The 16,131-nt window shown below is 67.4% G+C and carries 18 protein-coding genes and 1 pseudogene; 10 read left to right on the top strand and 9 right to left on the bottom strand.

Features of this window, described 5'->3' with window-relative positions; genetic code table 11:
• The first annotated feature begins 22 nt into the window (after positions 1-22).
• Entirely contained in the window at positions 23-1,129 is a 1,107-nt protein-coding gene (locus tag AC07O8_RS17675) for a Glu/Leu/Phe/Val family dehydrogenase (protein ID WP_297526162.1), read from the top strand.
• Here the strand turns inward: AC07O8_RS17675 and AC07O8_RS17670 are convergent.
• Positions 1,116-2,252 carry an acyltransferase family protein gene (locus AC07O8_RS17670; protein WP_495049283.1) on the bottom strand — a complete coding sequence of 379 codons (1,137 nt, stop codon included), beginning with the start codon at positions 2,250-2,252 and terminating at the stop codon, positions 1,116-1,118. The genes AC07O8_RS17675 and AC07O8_RS17670 overlap by 14 nt on opposite strands.
• A 245-nt stretch (positions 2,253-2,497) precedes the next feature.
• On the opposite strand from AC07O8_RS17670, the gene AC07O8_RS17665 reads away from it, so the two are divergent.
• Together AC07O8_RS17665 and AC07O8_RS17660 are read left to right on the top strand one after the other, a co-directional pair.
• Positions 2,498-3,136: a CHRD domain-containing protein gene (locus tag AC07O8_RS17665; protein ID WP_495049282.1), complete on the top strand. Its 639-nt coding sequence runs from the start codon at positions 2,498-2,500 to the stop codon at positions 3,134-3,136.
• Between the two features lie 219 nt (positions 3,137-3,355).
• Positions 3,356-5,548 (top strand): hybrid sensor histidine kinase/response regulator, encoded by a 2,193-nt coding sequence (locus AC07O8_RS17660; protein WP_495049281.1) that lies wholly within the window; start codon positions 3,356-3,358, stop codon positions 5,546-5,548.
• A gap of 19 nt (positions 5,549-5,567) precedes the next feature.
• On the opposite strand, the gene AC07O8_RS17655 is transcribed toward AC07O8_RS17660, so the two are convergent.
• Complete coding sequence (locus tag AC07O8_RS17655) at positions 5,568-6,413, bottom strand: DUF3667 domain-containing protein (RefSeq protein ID WP_495049280.1); 846 nt, start codon at positions 6,411-6,413, stop codon at positions 5,568-5,570.
• A 106-nt stretch (positions 6,414-6,519) separates the two neighbouring features.
• Here AC07O8_RS17655 and AC07O8_RS17650 point away from each other — a divergent pair, with 106 nt between their 5' ends.
• Positions 6,520-8,034 (top strand): hypothetical protein, encoded by a 1,515-nt coding sequence (locus AC07O8_RS17650; RefSeq protein WP_495049279.1) that lies wholly within the window; start codon positions 6,520-6,522, stop codon positions 8,032-8,034.
• Between the two features lie 129 nt (positions 8,035-8,163).
• A complete protein-coding gene (locus tag AC07O8_RS17645; RefSeq protein ID WP_495049278.1) occupies positions 8,164-8,628 on the top strand; it encodes a hypothetical protein in 465 nt (154 codons plus the stop codon).
• A 6-nt stretch (positions 8,629-8,634) separates the two neighbouring features.
• Here the strand turns inward: AC07O8_RS17645 and AC07O8_RS17640 are convergent, their stop codons facing one another.
• The gene (locus AC07O8_RS17640; protein WP_495049277.1) at positions 8,635-8,958 is read right to left on the bottom strand and encodes a metalloregulator ArsR/SmtB family transcription factor; all 324 of its coding nucleotides are present in this window, start codon (positions 8,956-8,958) and stop codon (positions 8,635-8,637) included.
• Positions 8,959-9,056: 98 nt separating this feature from the next.
• Between AC07O8_RS17640 and AC07O8_RS17635 the strand changes: the two genes are divergently transcribed.
• Complete coding sequence (locus AC07O8_RS17635) at positions 9,057-9,467, top strand: thiol-disulfide oxidoreductase DCC family protein (RefSeq protein WP_495049276.1); 411 nt, start codon at positions 9,057-9,059, stop codon at positions 9,465-9,467.
• Positions 9,468-9,490: 23 nt separating this feature from the next.
• Entirely contained in the window at positions 9,491-10,195 is a 705-nt protein-coding gene (gene ubiG / locus AC07O8_RS17630) for a bifunctional 2-polyprenyl-6-hydroxyphenol methylase/3-demethylubiquinol 3-O-methyltransferase UbiG (protein WP_495049275.1), read from the top strand.
• Positions 10,196-10,204: 9 nt separating this feature from the next.
• On the opposite strand, the gene AC07O8_RS17625 is transcribed toward ubiG (AC07O8_RS17630), so the two are convergent.
• Complete coding sequence (locus AC07O8_RS17625; RefSeq protein WP_495049274.1) at positions 10,205-10,645, bottom strand: GNAT family N-acetyltransferase; 441 nt, start codon at positions 10,643-10,645, stop codon at positions 10,205-10,207.
• Between the two features lie 184 nt (positions 10,646-10,829).
• On the opposite strand from AC07O8_RS17625, the gene AC07O8_RS17620 reads away from it, so the two are divergent.
• Complete coding sequence (locus AC07O8_RS17620; protein WP_495049273.1) at positions 10,830-11,282, top strand: hypothetical protein; 453 nt, start codon at positions 10,830-10,832, stop codon at positions 11,280-11,282.
• A gap of 554 nt (positions 11,283-11,836) precedes the next feature.
• On the opposite strand, the gene AC07O8_RS17615 is transcribed toward AC07O8_RS17620, so the two are convergent.
• From AC07O8_RS17615 to AC07O8_RS17600, 4 genes are all read right to left on the bottom strand, one after another.
• Positions 11,837-12,184, bottom strand: a complete 348-nt coding sequence (locus tag AC07O8_RS17615; protein ID WP_495049272.1) for a DUF2024 family protein — start codon at positions 12,182-12,184, stop codon at positions 11,837-11,839.
• Complete coding sequence (locus AC07O8_RS17610; protein WP_495049271.1) at positions 12,184-12,483, bottom strand: hypothetical protein; 300 nt, start codon at positions 12,481-12,483, stop codon at positions 12,184-12,186. Before AC07O8_RS17610 ends, AC07O8_RS17615 begins: the two co-directional genes overlap by 1 nt.
• Before the next feature lie 94 nt (positions 12,484-12,577).
• Positions 12,578-13,159, bottom strand: coding sequence for a hypothetical protein (locus AC07O8_RS17605; RefSeq protein WP_495049270.1), 582 nt, complete (start codon positions 13,157-13,159; stop codon positions 12,578-12,580).
• Between the two features lie 52 nt (positions 13,160-13,211).
• Positions 13,212-13,529 carry a helix-turn-helix transcriptional regulator gene (locus tag AC07O8_RS17600; RefSeq protein ID WP_495049269.1) on the bottom strand — a complete coding sequence of 106 codons (318 nt, stop codon included), beginning with the start codon at positions 13,527-13,529 and terminating at the stop codon, positions 13,212-13,214.
• Between the two features lie 35 nt (positions 13,530-13,564).
• Here AC07O8_RS17600 and ubiG (AC07O8_RS17595) point away from each other — a divergent pair.
• Positions 13,565-14,245, top strand: a pseudogene (gene ubiG / locus AC07O8_RS17595) (bifunctional 2-polyprenyl-6-hydroxyphenol methylase/3-demethylubiquinol 3-O-methyltransferase UbiG).
• Positions 14,246-14,254: 9 nt separating this feature from the next.
• Here ubiG (AC07O8_RS17595) and AC07O8_RS17590 read toward each other — a convergent pair.
• The gene (locus AC07O8_RS17590) at positions 14,255-14,494 is read right to left on the bottom strand and encodes a hypothetical protein (protein WP_495049268.1); all 240 of its coding nucleotides are present in this window, start codon (positions 14,492-14,494) and stop codon (positions 14,255-14,257) included.
• A gap of 178 nt (positions 14,495-14,672) precedes the next feature.
• Between AC07O8_RS17590 and AC07O8_RS17585 the strand changes: the two genes are divergently transcribed.
• Positions 14,673-16,103: an aminotransferase-like domain-containing protein gene (locus tag AC07O8_RS17585; protein ID WP_495049267.1), complete on the top strand. Its 1,431-nt coding sequence runs from the start codon at positions 14,673-14,675 to the stop codon at positions 16,101-16,103.
• Positions 16,104-16,131 lie beyond the last annotated feature (28 nt).

Below are 16,131 nucleotides of genomic sequence, written 5' to 3'. Positions count from 1 at the left end.
AGCATCACAAGTGCAGGTTCCCATGAACGCCATCACCGACATCGCCCGCGCGCTCGCCGCCGGCTCGACCGACGCCATCCCCTCTTCCCTCTTCGGTCTGCCCGACCAGGCCCCGCACGAACGCGTGCTGCTGGCCGCCGATCCGGTGACCGGTCTCAAGGCGATCCTGGCGGTGCACAGCACCGCGCGCGGCCCGGCCTTCGGCGGCTGCCGCTTCTGGAGCTACGACAACGAGCTGGCCGCGCTGAACGACGCGCTGCGCCTGTCGCAGGGCATGAGCCTGAAGAACGCGCTGGCCAACCTGCCCTTCGGCGGCGGCAAGGCCGTGATCATCAAGCCGCAGGGCGACTTCGACCGCGCCGCGCTGTTCGCGGCCTTCGGCCGGGCGGTGCAATCGCTGCAGGGCGCCTACATCACCGCCGAGGACGTGGGCACGACCACGGCCGACATGAAGGGCATGATGGCTCAGACGCAGTACGTGTCGGGCATTCCGCGCGAAGGCGCCTTCGGCGGCGACCCGAGCCCCAAGACCGCCTACGGCGTGTTCGTGTCCATCGACGAAGGCGTCAAGCGCGTGCTGCGCCGCGAGTCGCTCGAAGGCGTGCGCGTCGCGCTGCAGGGCCTGGGCGCGGTGGGCTGGCACCTGGCCGAGTACCTGCATCGCGCCGGCGCCAAGCTGGTCGTCGCCGACGTCAACGCCGAGAAGGTCGCGCGCGCGCAGACCGAGCTGGGCGCGAAGGCCGTCGGCATCAACGAGATCCTGGCCGCGGACGTCGACGTCGTCGCGCCGTGCGCGCTGGGTGCGACGCTGAACGCGCAGTCCATCCCCCTGCTGCAGGCCGCGCTGATCGCCGGCGCCGCCAACAACCAGCTGGCCACGGCGGCCGACGGCGACGCGCTGCAGGCCCGCGGCATCACCTACCTGCCGGACTACCTGGTGAACGCCGGCGGCATCATCAGCGTCGCGCGGGAGTTCCGCAACGAAGGCGAAGAGAACGCCGTGATGGCGGAAGTCGGGCAGATCCGCGGCCGCGTCGCCGAGCTGCTGGACCGCATCCAGGTCAGCGGCCAGACGCCGGCCCGCGAGGCGGACGCCTGGGCGCGTTCGCTGCTGGTCAAGCCGGTCTGACCGACTGGCCCTCGGCGGAAGACGGCGCCTCCACGGCGCCGTTTTTTCGTCGGTCGAAGAACTTCTTGAGCTTGAGCACCGGCTGCTCGAGCCCGTGGTACGAGACCAGCGCGACGGCGATGGTCACCGCGGAGCCGGCCACGAGGAGGGTCAGAGGCGCGGCGCCGTGCGCGCGCATCATCCGGTAGACCGGGTAGTGCCAGAGGTAGAGCCCGTAGGAGATGCCGCCGAACCAGCGCAGCGCCCCGAGGCTGAAGAGCCGCGCCAGGCCGGCGCGCTCGTTGAGCAGCAGGTGCGCCATCAGCACGACGGCGCTGAGTTCGACGGCCGCGAAGCCCCAGCGGTACATGTAGGGCTGGCGCCATTCCTCCTTGCCGCTGACGAGCATCACCGCGGCGATGAAGACGAACGCGAGCGGCCCCAGGACCGAAAGCGGTCCGGCCCAGCGCCGGCGCAGCGCGTCGACCCGCTGGCCGCTGAGCCACAACGCCAGCGCGCAGCCCACCATCAGCGCGTCGGCGCGTGTGTCCAGGCCGTTGAACAGCCGCTCGGGACTGCGCTGCTGTTCCAGCAGCACGTTGCGCCAGGTCAAGGACAGCGCGGCCAGTCCCAGCGCGAGCAGCGCCAGCGTGCGCCGGTTGGACGTGAAGCGGCTGGCCAGCAGCAGCACCAGGGGCCAGACCAGGTAGAACTGCTCCTCGATCGACAGCGACCAGGTGTGCCCCAGCAGGTCGGGCGCGTTCCACCAGAAGGCGCGCGCCCAGTTGGACATGTAGGTCAGCGCGATGCCGGCCTCCAGCAGGTTCTGGCGAGCCTTGCCGCCGTCCAGCGCGAGGCAGCTCCACACGGCGTACACGAACACCAGCAGGATCAGCGCCGGCGCGAGCCGCAGAGCGCGGCGCGCATAGAAATTCTTCAGGCTGACGTCGCCGTAACGGTCGAGCTCGTCGCACAGCAGCGTCGTGATGAGGAAACCGCTGAGCGTGAAGAAGATCTCCACGCCGAGGCCGCCGCCCTCCAGGAAGCCGGTGTGCGCGTGGAAGACCATCACGCAGAGCACGGCGAAGCCGCGCAGGCCGTCCAGGGGCGGACGATGTCCGAGGCGGAACGTCGATGACTCCATGGGATTCCTCCGCCGCGGACCGGCCCGCGCGCAACCCCGCCCGAAAGCAAGCGCGATGCCTGCCCGCACGTCCCGTTACATCGGACCCTGTACCGGATTCGCGCGATCCGGTTGCGTCCCGTCCCTGCGAGCAAGGTCATCTCCCCACGCGACGGTGCCGATCGCTCACAAGCCCGATGCCATCGGCGTATACCGCCGTCTGAGTTCCGCGCAGCCCGTTGCGGAGCCTCACCCAGGAGACCTCCATGACGTCCATGACCCGCCTCAAGCGTTTGAAGTCCTTGCCTGCCCTCCTCGGATCGACGCTGGCACTCGCCGCCGCGAGCGTCGCCCTGCCCGCGTTCGCGCACGACATCGTGTACACCGCGCCCCTGAGCGGTGCGGCGGAGTTCCCGCCGAACGCCTCGGCCGGCACCGGCCTGGCGACCGTGACCTTCAACGACGACGACTTCACGATGCGCGTGCAGGTCACCTTCGCCGGCCTGACCGGCACGACGACGGCCTCGCACATCCATTGCTGCACGGCTGCCGCGGGCGCCGGCAACGCGGGCGTGGCGACGACGACGCCGACCTTCCCGAACTTCCCGCTGGGCGTGAGCGCGGGCATGTACGACCAGACCTTCGACCTGACCCAGGCCAGCAGCTGGAACGCGGCCTTCATCACCGCCAACGGCGGCACGATCGCGAGCGCCTTCGCGGCCCTGTCGACCGGGCTGGCCGGTGGCAATGCGTATCTGAACGTGCACTCGACCTTCGCCCCGGGCGGCGAGATCCGCGGCTTCCTGCAGGCCAGCGCGGTGCCCGAGCCGGCGAGCTACGCCCTGATGCTCGCGGGCGTCCTGGCGGTCGGCGGACTGGCGCGGCGACGCGCGCGCCAGGGCTGAACGCCCCTACGGCGGCGCTCCAACGCCGCCCGCCCGACGGCGGCGGCCTGTCATCGTCCGACACACCTCGGGGACACGCGCGACGGTCGAACCGCTTCCCGCCTCGGTATGCTCCTGGCTCCGCCGCCCACGGGGAGCCCGCACCAAGACCGGGCCTCCGATCGGAGCGCCCGCGCGTGCAAGGGAGGACAGGCAAGAATGGTCATCGAGAGGCTCTGGTTGCGTTGGCCCGTTGCCGTGCTCGTCTTCGTCGCGGCCACGTGGCTCAACCTGTCCCTCCAGCCGGCGCTCAGCAGCCGCGAGCCGCTGCTGCCCTACTTCCCCTCGCTGGTGATCGTCGGCCTGGTCTGCGGCCTGGCGCCCTCGCTGGCCTTCCTGGTGGCCGCGAGCCTGGCGATCCTCTACTTCTGGATCGAGCCCGTCGGGCAGATGTTCCCGGTCAATTCGATGGCGGACGCGGCGCTGGTCGTGCTGTTCCTGCTGACCGGCTCGCTGGTCGCGACGGTCTCGGCGTGGACCGGCCGGCTGATGCAGAAGGAGCGCAACAGCCGCCGGCGGCTCAACCTCGCACTGGCGGCGGGGCGCATGATCACCTGGGACTGGGACGCGGTGACCGGCTTCGCCACCACCGGCGGCGGCGCCAGGCAGCTGTTCGGCCAGCACTGGAAGTCGATCGACGACATGCTGGCCGGCATGTCGGCGCAGGACGCCGCGCGTTTTCGCGACCGCTACCGCTACGCCACGCAGAGCGGCGGTCGTTTCAGCCTGGCCTGCCCGATCACGCGCGCGGACAACGACGAGGTCGTCTGGACGCAGTTCGACGGTTACGTGAGCCTGGACGCGAAGGGCCGCGCCGTGCACGCCTACGGCGTCGCGGTCGATGTCACCACGCAGCAGGAGGCGCTGCGCGCGAGCCTGGCGGCCGAGGAGCGTTTCCACCTCGCGCTGCAGAGCGGCAAGGTGATGGCCTGGGAGTGCGACGTCCAGGGCCGCTACACCTGGGCGTTCAACACGCCGATGGGATTCACGCGCGAGGCGCTGATCGGCGCGGAGGTCGGCAGCCTGGTCGGCGAGCCGGAGTTCGCCGGCATCGTGCGCGAGGCGGTGATCACGGGCCAGGCGATGAACCTCGCGCAGCGCACGTCCCACGGCGGCCGGACCTACCAGCTGCTGACCTCGCTGCGGCCGATCACCGCGCATGACGGCCAGGTGCAGCGGGTGATCGGCGCGACGGTCGACGTCACCGAGCTGTCGGCGGCGCAGGAGGAACTGCGCCGCGAGAGCGAGCGCAAGGACGCGTTCCTGGCGACGCTCGCGCACGAGCTGCGCAACCCGATGGCGCCGATCCGCTACGCGGTCGCGATGCTGCGCCAGTCCGCCTCGGACGACACCCGCGCGCAGGCCACGGACATCATCGCGCGGCAGTCGGCGCACATGGCGCGACTGCTCGACGACCTGCTCGACATGAGCCGCATCACGCGCAACGTGGTGGAGCTCAAGCGCCAGGTCATCGACCTGCGCACGGTGGTGAAGCAGGCGCTGGAGGCGATCGAGCCCCTGTACAGCGAGATGCGGCACCGCGTCTCGCTGTCTTTGCCGCCGGCGGCGGTGCCCGTGGACGGCGATCCGACACGGCTGCAGCAGGTGCTGGGCAACCTGCTGGACAACGCGGCCAAGTACAGCCCGGAGCCGGGCGAGGTGGCCGTGCACGTCGCGGTGGTCGCGGACCGGGCGCAGGTCACGGTGACGGACCGGGGCGCGGGCATCGCGCCGGCGATGCAGCCGCGGGTCTTCGAGCTGTTCACGCGGATCGACGCGCGCGGCGCGGCGGCATCGGGGCTGGGCATCGGCCTGGCGGTGTCCCGGCAGCTCGTGCAGCTGCACGGCGGCACGATCGCCGTGGCGAGCGAAGGCATCGGCCATGGCAGCTGCTTCACCGTGAGCCTGCCGCTGGCGGCGGGCGGACTCACCACCGACGCGCACGACGCCGCGGGTGATGCCGGCCGCGCCCGCGCGTCGTCCGGCCAGGCGCGTGTGCTGGTCGTCGACGACAACGAGGATGCGGCCAACACGCTCGCCGAGGTGCTGCGCGGCGCCGGTTATGCCGCGACCGTCGCCTACAGCGGTGAAGAGGCGCTGGCGGTCTTCGAGCGCACGCAGCCCCGCGCGGTGCTGCTGGACATCGGTCTGCCCGGTCTCTCGGGGACGGACGTCGCGCGGCGATTGCGGGCGATGCCGGGCGCGGAGCCGCTCGCGCTGATCGCGATCACCGGCTGGGGACAGCGCTCCGACCGCGAGGCCACGTCGGCCGCGGGCTTCGACGCCCACCTGGTGAAGCCGGTGGAGTTCGACGAGCTCGAGCAGGTGATGCAGGAGCTGCTCGGCGGCGTGGCGCAGCAGCCGCAGGCGTGAGGGGCCGGCGCGCCCGGGCTCAGCTCACCATCGCCGCGCCGACCACCAGCGCGACGATGCCCGCCAGCAACAGCGGGAGATAGAGAACGGCGAGCACGCCGCCGCGCCAGATCCCGCCCCACCAGCTCGTGCGGTAGACGGTCCGCAGCGCGATGACGCCGTGCAGCAGCACCAGCGCGACGATGACCGCCGAGGCGGCCGGCACCACGATCGCGAGCAGGTAGGCGGCGAACCAGCAGGCGTGCAGGTGCAGCGCGAAGACGAAGTGCTCGGCGTATTTCATCCGGCGCCGCAGGAAGACCAACGCCAGCAGGCCGGCGAAGACCGGCTGCATCAGCAGCATCGCGTAGGGGGCGAGCTTGTCCATGCGCTTCTGCGCCTGGGCGGCGGAGGCGCCGTTGGCCAGACGCTCGCCGATGCCGTCGAGGCGACGCTGCCACCCGCTGCAATTGCTGCCGGCGCTGGCGCAGCTGCCTTGTCGCGCCTGCGCGATGGCCTGCTCATCGCGCGTGACATGGAGTCCGTGATCGCCGGGCAGCAGATGCACGGCGATGAAGAACACGAAGCTGAGGCTCAGGTACAGGCGCAATGGCTGCACGTAGCGCCGGCGCCGTCCGATGAAGTACTCGCGGGTCAGGCGCCCTGGCAGGAAGAGCATGGCCCAGAGGGTCCGCCACAACGGCCCTTCGAGCGCGACGTAGTGGCCGATGAACTCGTGGATGAACTCGCGCATCGAGGCCGGATGCAGATGCGCCTCCTGGCCGCAGTGGGGACAGAAGCTCCCGCCGGGCTGGAGCGCGAGATCGCAGTTGTGGCAGGTCGCGGCGCCAGGGGTGGCAGCGTGGGCCGGAGAGAGAGGCGTCATTGCAGGCGGCTCCGAAGTCGTCGTGGGCGCGCGGGCTGTTCACTCCCTGCCGGTCGCGCGGGCACGATGATAGGTCGGGACGGAGAGCACCCGACATGGGCCCGACATGCGCCCGACCGGTGCGCGGACGGCTCGGATCTTTCTCCTCCCAAACTCAGCGGCATGCCGATGGACTGCGGCACGACGGCTTCCTATCGTGCAGGCTCGCGGCCGGACGCCGCCCGGAGGGCGCATGCGCGCACAGGAGTCGACATCGGCGGGGCACACGCTACCGGCGGCCGAGCGCCAGCCTGGCAAGACGGGGTTGACGACGAACGCGGCCCCATCGGGCGCACCGACCCGTCAGGGCGCGCTGCAGGCGTACGTCGACGCGTCGCCGGTCATGCAGGCACAGCGGGCCACGCTGCGGTCCACCTTCGGTGCCAGCTTCCAACCCCGGACGGCGGCGCCCATCCAGCGCAAGGTGGGATTCGAGTACGAGATGACCGACATCAACACCCGGCGTCGGAACTTCTTCGGCAACGGTACGCATCCCCACGAGAAGGGTTACGTGCTGCGGCAGTTTCCCGGATTCCAGTTGACGGCCGACATCGACGTCAACGGCGCCAGTCAACTCGAGGTGATCATCAAGGAGATCGATGAGACCGATGCCAACGCGGTGTTGAACCTCGTCAACAACACGGCGCCGGGCGCGGTCGCCGCGATCACTGCCATCGCCAATGGTGCCGCTGCCTGGACGCGCGCGAACCAGATCGGGGGCGTGGGAGGCAGCAGGTTGGACGAATATCGATTCATGGGGAACGGCGTGGCCAACATCTTCGGCCAGCTCCAGATGACGGGCGGCGTCGACCCCGCCAAGCTGCTGGCCCACCTGAACGGCGCGCAGGCGCAGAACTATCTGGCAACGCTGGCCCCGGTGGGTGGCAATGCGGACGATGACGCGGTGCGCGGAACACTGGCGCCGTACGAGCCGGTGATGGGCGGCGTGGGTCTCGCGGTGGGGCCGCATGCGGCGGTCGCGGTGAATGGGACGGCGGCGCTCAATGCGCTCACGCAGGCGGAGCGCGACCACCTCGCGGGGATCGTGGCGCTCATGGCCACCATTCCCGTCACGGCCCGATCGCAGCTGGGCCATCTGCCCTACGCGAAGTCGGCGGCAGGCGCGCATCTGGCGCGCACCGACTTCTCACGCATGCTGAAGAAGTTGTCCAACCCCACCAAGGCGGCGCTGACGCCGGCGGACATGCGGCAGATCGTGCTCGCGACCATCAACGCGGCCCTTCCGCCGGGAGGTGTCGTGATCGGCGATCCGGTCTTCCCCGCCGGAGCGGTGGCCGGCGGCGCCCCGGACCTCATCGACCTCACCCTCCAGGACTGGGTGGACGACGCCCTGCCGACCGTCGGTTTCTTCGGCGGCTACAACAAGGGCGTGGACCGCCTGACCAAGAAGCACTTCCCGGGCGGGAAGGCGAAGAAGGCCCAGATGGAGTCCCTCGGCAGCTATGGCAAGAAGCTCGATCCCGGCGATTTCCCGATCCTCGAGTTCCGCACGCTGACGGGCGTGGTGATCGGGGAACTCACGGAGCAGCTCCGGCGGCTTCTGGCCTTCATCAATCATTGATGAAGGCGCTCCGGCCGGGGGTGACATGTCCAGGTGTGCGGACCGTCGGGCATCGTCGCGCTGGCATGCCGGTTGCCTGTTGTCGGCGAGGGCCTCAGGAGGAGGCCGCCATCACAACAGGAGATCGTCATGCCCATTCGCCCTCTCGCCGTCGCCCTCGTCGGCGCGGCCGCCCTGCTCACCGGCCTCGGTGCCGCGGCGCAATCCGTCGGCAAGGCCTCCGATCCCGCGCGGGACGTCGGCCGCGCCGCGCCCGGCCAGGACAACTCCTACTTCAACGTGACGGCCAAGAACCGCATCCCGGCGCCGCTGCTGCCGCTCAAGAGCGGCCAGTGCGTGATCTGGTATCCCGAGAAGGGCATCGCGGAGCACACCGGCCCGATGCCGTGCAAGCCCCTGCCCAAGGTCGAGCCGGGCGGTTGGCTGATCGCGCCGTCGAAGGATCCGGTGATCCTCGAGGCGGCGGTCTATCACGCGGAGAACCCCGGCGTCGTCATCGCCCGCGGCGCCTTCGACGCCCGCACCCGCTACCTGGTCCGCACGCTGGATCCGGACAGCAAGATGGACATCGAGAAGGGCAAGGCGAAGCGCTGAGCGCGTTCAGGCGCTCCGGCGCGAGGTCTTCGCGGCGGCGATGGCCTTGCTTTCCTTGCGCAGCTTCGTGGAGACCGGACAGACCTGCTGCACGAAGCTCGTGAGGGTGTTGGCCAGGCTGTCCTTCTGCAGGCTGTAGAAGACGAACTGGCCGCGCTTCTCGGCCTTCACCAAGCCGGCGGCCTCGAGGATCTTGAGGTGCTTGGACAAGGACGGCTTCGTCATCTCGAAGCGGCTCGCGATGTCGCCCGCCGAGAGTTCCGTCTCGGAGAGGAAGGCCAGGATCTTGCGCCGCGGCGTCGACGCCAGCGCTTCGAAGACTTTATCCATCGGCGCATCTTAGCCGCCCCGCCCACAGCGTTCGTCAATTAGCTATTTAGCCATTTAGCTAATTACAAGGTATGCTGACTCCCATCGCAGGAGTTCGCATGTCCACAGATCCCCGCTCATCCCTGTCGCCCGCCGTTGACGAGGCCGAGCGACGCCACACCGTCTACTACAACAGCGCCTGCCCGGTCTGCGACGCGGGCGTGTGCGCCATGCGGGAGCGCATCGACGAGCGCGGCGTCGAGTGGGTGGACGTGCACCGCCATCCGGAACGCCTCGCGCCGCTGGGGCTCGACCTGGAAAGCGTGCGGGAGCGACTGCACCTCGTCGACGCCGACGGCCAGCTGCAGGTGGGCGCGCCGGCGCTGCTGACCACGTGGTCGCTGCAGCGCCGCGGGGGCTGGCTCCTCAAGCCGCTGGGCCTCCCCGGACTTCGGACCCTGACGTCGTGGGCCTACATTGCCTTCGCCCGTCTCCTGTACCTCTGGAACCGCCGCCAACGTCGGTGGTGAATCACTCAAGCAAGGAAAACATGATGGCAACGCACACCAATTTCGATGCCGCCGAGCTCGCCAAGTTCCAGGCGCTGGCCTCCCGCTGGTGGGACGCCGGGTCGGAGTTCTGGCCCCTGCACGCGATCAATCCGCATCGGCTCGAATGGATCGATCGGCTGGTCTCGCTGCGGGACAAGCGCGTCCTGGATGTCGGCTGCGGCGGCGGCATCCTGGCCGAATCGATGGCGCACCGCGGCGCGGACGTGCTCGGCATCGACCTCGCGGACAAGGGGCTGAAAGTCGCCATGCTCCATGCGGCGCAGAGCAAGGCCTCGGTGGCCTATCGCCATATCGCTGCCGAGGATCTCGCGAGCGAACGCCGGGGCAGCTTCGATGTGGTGACCTGCATGGAGATGCTCGAGCATGTCCCGGATCCCGCGCAGGTCGTGGCCGCCTGCTCGGCGCTGGTGAAGCCGGGCGGATGGGTGTTCTTCTCCACGATCAACCGATCGCCCCTGAGCTGGCTGGTCGCCATCTTCGGCGCCGAGCGGGTGCTCAAGGTGCTGCCGCGCGGCACGCACGACTACGCCAAGTTCATCAAGCCGGCGGAGTTGAAGGCGATGGCGGCCGCGGCCGGCCTGGCTCTCAGGGAGGAGAAGGGCCTGCGCTACAACCCGGTCACCCGGACCTTCCGACTCTATGGTTGGACCGGAGTGAACTTCATGCTCGCGATGCAGAAGGCCTGAGGGGGCCGGTCAGACGCGACGGCGCATCTCGGCGGGATAGTCGACGAAGCCCAGCGACTGGTAGAGCGCGCGCCCTTCCGGCGTGGCGCCGAGGTTGAACTCGCGCACGCCCAGCGCCTCGCAGTGCGCCATCACGTTGGCAACGAGGGAGCGGGCGATGCCCTGACCGCGATGCTGCGGCTCTACGAAGACATTCGCAACGCGTCCCATGAGCCCGCCGGGATTGCCGCGCGTTGGGCCCCAGTCCAGCAGGACGACACCGGCGCCGCCGATGACCGCGCCGTCGTGGATCGCGAGCAGGCCGACGTATTTGCCAGCCTCAATGCGCGGTATCAGCCAGTCCGCGTAGCCCGCGCGGCGATGCGCGTCTTCTTCGCGATAGCAGGCGTGCCTGGCGATCTGGTCGGCGTCCGAGAGCAGGACGGAGCATGCAGCCCAGGAGGTGGTCATTGATATTGGAGTAGTTTGATCGGCATGTCGGTCTGGACTTGAGCGATACGACCACTTCTCACTCGCCACACCAAAAGGCGCCACCCTTTCGGGTGAAGTCCCCTCTCAAGTGTCGTCGAGTATGGGGGTTACGTTGTAGCGCTAAGGAAATGTGAACTGCTAAAACAGCCAAAGGGGGAAATGTATGTTTAAACGACTGACCTGCGACGTTGTTCGTCGCGCCATTGCGACTACGGCACTTGCGGTGCTGGCCGCCGCATCACTTTCCGCGTGCGACAGCAAGATCTGCAGCCACGGACCATCTTCTGCATTCGAGTCTCCGGCCGGAACCTTTCGTGCCGAGCTCAAATCAGGCGGCTGCGGAGGATTCTCCAGCACCGAGACAGGACTGATAATTACCAAAAAAGCCAGCAATGAGATTCACCGCGGCTATTTCGGAGTTAACGCACGACTTAAAGGACTGAACATCAGATGGATTGATGAAAAGCATATGGAAATATCCGGATTTCAAATAGAAGACCTGCTTTGGTATAGACAAGGCAGCGATCTTGGAATCAGAATTACTTTGCATCCGAACCCAACACCTACAACTGCGTCATTCCTGTGGGCGCAGAAAATTCGTCGTACGTCAGCGTGACGGCAGTAACTCCCAACGATTTCAGCCTAAGAATCTCAGCATTTGATATTGCGCCCAACGGTAGCGGCAATGTTGGCGCATTAATTTCCGGCATGGCGTCCGCCGCGCTAACCGGACTTGGCGACAATGCTGGAGACCCAGAAGCAATTGAACTGGGCACACGCTACAATCAAGAAGTAAGGAAAGCTGACGCAAATAGCGCCAACGTCACCAACTCCTGCAATCAAGAATCTCGCCCACCTCCAGTAAATTCATCGGGGTCTTCTGGCGGCGGCGGTGGGACCAGTTGGGGCGCCGGAGGTGGCACGTCCTATATTGGGGGAAGTTGCTTGGGCAGTTGGGGGACCGGAAATTCTTCAGTCACGGTATCCGACGTCAGAGTGGCGACCCATCCTCCCTGAATGCCCAAATGCAGCCAGCTTCCGTCGCGCAATTTTAGTAGTTCGCCCTAACAAGTTTCGCAGTTTAGATCGCGCCGACATGCCTGTTAGAGTCGGCAATGCGTGAACCGGTGTTTCGACAGAGCGACGAAACACATCGGACCGATGCGGTTCTCACTCGCAGTTGGCCAACTCGATGATCGCGAAGCCCTCGCGCGCGATCTCCTCGACGACCGGCTCCGGCGCGATTTCCATGTGGCAGAAACGGCACTCTTCGGCCGACAGCTGATGGGCGGGCAAGCCTCGAGCTGCGAGATACCTGCGGCCGAAGGTCAGCACCTGCTCCTGCTCGCGAGACGCGCCAGGAACGAGGATGTCGAAATGCATCAGGCGGCCGTCCGGAAGGGTGACGTAGGTGTCGAACACGGCGATCTTCATGGGGTCCACATCGGGGGAGTTGTCGATGGCCCAGTGTGGAAGACCGCTGCACGGCGAATGCCACTGAACGTCCAGCACCCGCATCAGATCGTCCCGGCGTTCAACTCCTCCAGCACCCTCAGCGCGATCGCACCGGCGCCTGCGCCGAATCCCCTGTTGTGCGACGACAGGTTCTGCTCGTCCGTCACGTCGCTCCATTCGACCCCGCCCTCGACAACGAGGTGCCGCGCATCCGTCTCCATCTCGAAGCGGATGAAGCGGGCCTCCGAAGTGAGCAGTTGACCGAATACGCGAGGCATGCCGGGGAAGTCGATCTCAAAGCGGATCACGACCGCCCGATCGCAGTCCACGCCGCGCTCTTGCGCCACCTGACGCAATGCCACCGGCCACGGGGTCGCGCGCCGATGATTCGCGATGTCCCGGATCCAGAACTCCGCGAGCGAATTTGCTGCTGGACGTTCTGCTGCCTCGACATGATCAACGGTCGCCGAGCAGGATTTCCACCGCTTCGCAGATCACGAACTTGCGGTCGAGCGTCAGGACCATCTCTGTGCCTGGCAGCGAATGTGATGCCACCGTGCGAACGGTCAGGAGAGGACTGACAGCCGCCGCCACGGCCTGCATCGCGGCGTGGGGCCCCCGGGCCAACAGTCCGTAGCCTCCGGTCAAGTGACCGCGCAGCACCTCGGGTGAGCCGTTCAGATAGGTCGCGGGATCTCTCCAGCCACGCAACTCCTTTGAGAGCACCGCGTGGGCGAGATAGAACACCTGTTCCGGCGACGCTGGGGCGGAGGAAAAGAACAATTGCGACTGCGGTCCCTGATGGTCCAAGAGCAGGACATGGTCCTTGGACTGATTGATCGATCCGAAATGACCCACGGCGACATTGAATTCCTTGGGCTGCAAACATCTGAGCTCGAAGCGCTGCGGTCCTTCCGGCAGAACAAGACGGTCGTATTCAATTTGCAGACGAAGACCGCCCGCGTCGTCCAGTGACACCGACCTCAAGCAGGCATCAAGGTCTTCATGCACCGTGTCGATGAGCGTCTGCAGTTCCATGCCCGATAGCCTAGCGGAATGCATCTGGTCGCTTGTCAGCGATCGCGCCAGCTCATGACGCGATCGGATCGACCTGCTCTGCCAGCGACTGCCGCCATGCCCTCGGCGACCTTCCCACCCGCTGCGTGAAGGCGCGCGACAGCGCCGAAGCATTCGCGTAGCCGAGCTGATCGGCGATCTGCTTGATCGAGCGGCCCAGCCGCAGTTGCTCCTGCGCCAGACTCAATCGCCAGTCGGCGAGGTACGCCGCCGGCGCCTGCCCCACCAGTTCGCGGAAGCGCGCCGCGAACGCGCTGCGCGACATGCCCGCACGCTCGGCCATGCGCTCCAGCGACCACGCCTCGCCAGGCGCCTCGTGGACCGCCGCCAACGTCGGTGGTAAATCGCTCAAGCAAGGAAAACAGGATGGCAACGCACACCAATGTCGATGCCGCCGAGCTCGCCAAGTTCCAGGCGCTGGCCTCCCGCTGGCGGGACCACGCGATCAATCCGCATCGGCTCGAATGGATCGATCGGCTGGTCTCGCTGCGGGACAAACGCGTCCTGGACGTCGGCTGCGGCGACGGCATCCTGACCGAATCGATGGCACAGCGCGGCGCGGACGTGCTCGGCATCGACCGCGCGGACAAGGGGCTGAAAGTCGCCATGCTCCATGCGGCGCAGAGCAAGGCCTCCGTCGCCTAACGTCATGTCGCTGCCGAGGAGCTTGCTGCCGAATGTCCGGGCACCTTCGACGTGGTGACGTGCATGGAGATGCTCGAGCACGTCCCGGATCCCGCGCAGGTCGTGGCCGCCTGCTCGGCGCTGGTGAAGCCGGGCGGATGGGTGTTCTTCTCCACGATCAACCGATCGCCACTGAGCTGGCTGGTCGCCATCTTCAGCGCCGAGCGGGTGCTCAAGGTGCTGCCGCGCGGCACGCACGACTACGCCAAGTTCATCAAGCCGGCGGAGTTGAAGGCGATGGCGGCCGCGGCCGGCCTGGCTCTCAGGGAGGAGAAGGGCCTGCGCTACAACCCGGTCACCCGGACCTTCCGACTCTATGGTTGGACCGGAGTGAACTTCATGCTCGCGATGCAGAAGGTCTGAGCGACCGGGTCATGGGACGGTCAAATCCAGGCCGAGCCTCGTGCCCAGGCTGAGCGTCAGGACCACCAGGCCGACGACCAACAGCACGAAGACAGCGGCGACGATGGCGCTGGTGCGGAGCACCGCGCGCTGGTTGTCCGCCCCCTGCTCCTTCCTCGCTCGGTCGTAGTGCCACTTGATGGCGAAGAACATGCCGATGCACAGCACGCTGGCCTTGAACGCGATGAAGACCGTGGGGATCCATTCCATGATTTTTGAACTTCCTTCCGGGTTGCCACTGTGCTCCCGGCGACATCAAAAGTACAGATTCAGATTCTTGTAAAAACACCAGATCAGACCGGCGTCCGGGAGGACATTCAAAGCGAACTGACCGTTGCCGATACAGTGCCATCGTTTCACGGAACGGGCGATATCAGCATCCCACGTCATGAAGCGCTACGAAGTCCTTGCCGACGATCTGGCGGCGTCCATCGCCGCGGGGCAACTGCGGCCCGGCGACCGTCTGCCTTCGGTCCGCGAAGCGAGCAAGGGTCGCGGGGTCAGTCCTTCCACCGTGTTCCAGGCCTACTACCTCCTGGAGGCCCGCGGCCTGATCGAGGCGCGGCCGCGGTCCGGCTACTTCGTCAGCCGGGCGGCGATCCCGCATCCTGAGCCCCTCGCGTCAGATCCGCTGGCCGAGGAGCGAAGCGTCGAGGTATCGGAGTTGGTGTTCCAGGTGCTCGAGCTGTCGCGCAACCGGACCGTGGTGCCGCTGGGCTCGGCGTTTCCGAGCCCGACGCTGTTCCCCCTGGACAAGTTGGCACTGGCGCTGGGCAAGGCCGCGCGCGCCATGGACCCGTGGCGCACGGTCGAGGACCTGTCTCCGGGCAGCGCCGAACTGCGGCGCCAGATCGGCCTGCGCTACCTGGGCGCCGGGTGCAAGGTGGACGCGGACGAGATCGTCGTGACCAACGGTGCGATGGAGGCCTTGAACCTGTGCCTGGAGGCGGTCACGAAGCCGGGGGACCTCGTCGCCATCGAGTCGCCGACCTTCTATGGCGCCTTGCAGGCGCTGGAGCGGCGCGGGCTCAAGGCGGTCGAAGTGGCCACCCATGCGCGCACCGGCGTCGACGTGGCGGCGCTGGCGGCCGTTCTCGACCGTCATCCCGTCAAGGCGTGCTGGCTGATGCCGAATTTCCAGAACCCGTTGGGCAGCCTGATGCCCGATGCCGCCAAGGCGGCGCTGGTGGCGCTGCTCGCCGAACGCGAGATTCCGCTCATCGAGGACGACGTCTACGGTGAGTTGTATTTCGGCTCACGACCGCGGCCCGCGAAGGCCTGGGACAGGACCGGCATGGTGCTGCACTGCAGTTCGTTCTCGAAGTCGCTGGCACCCGGATTCCGCGTCGGCTGGGCGGCCGCGGGCCGGTTCGCCCGGGATGTCAGTCGTCGCAAGCTCATGAGTTCATTGGCCACCCCGGTGCCGATGCAGGAGGGCTTGAGCGAGTACCTCCGGCGGGGCAGCTACGACCGCCACCTGCGGCAGCTCCGGCAAGCGCTCGTCACGAACCGCCAGACTGTGCTGAGGACCATCGCCAAGTGCTTTCCGTCAGGCACCCGCGTCACGCAGCCGGAGGGCGGCTATTGCGTCTGGGTCGAGTTGCCCGCCCGGATCGACGCGCTGGAACTGCACCGGGTCGCCCTGTCGCATGACATCAGCATCGCGCCTGGGCATCTGTTCTCGGCCGATCGTCGTTTCACGCATCACCTGAGGCTCAATTTCGGGCATCCGGACAACGCGCAGGTCGAGGGGGCGCTGAAGACCTTGGGACACATTGCCGGCGTCCTGACGACGTCAGCGCAAGACGCTCATCCGTAGCAAGACAATTCACCCACCCTTGTCACTT

This window comes from Roseateles sp. GW821-FHT09G09, assembly GCF_059415965.1.
This window is presented reverse-complemented; position numbering and strand designations above follow the sequence as displayed.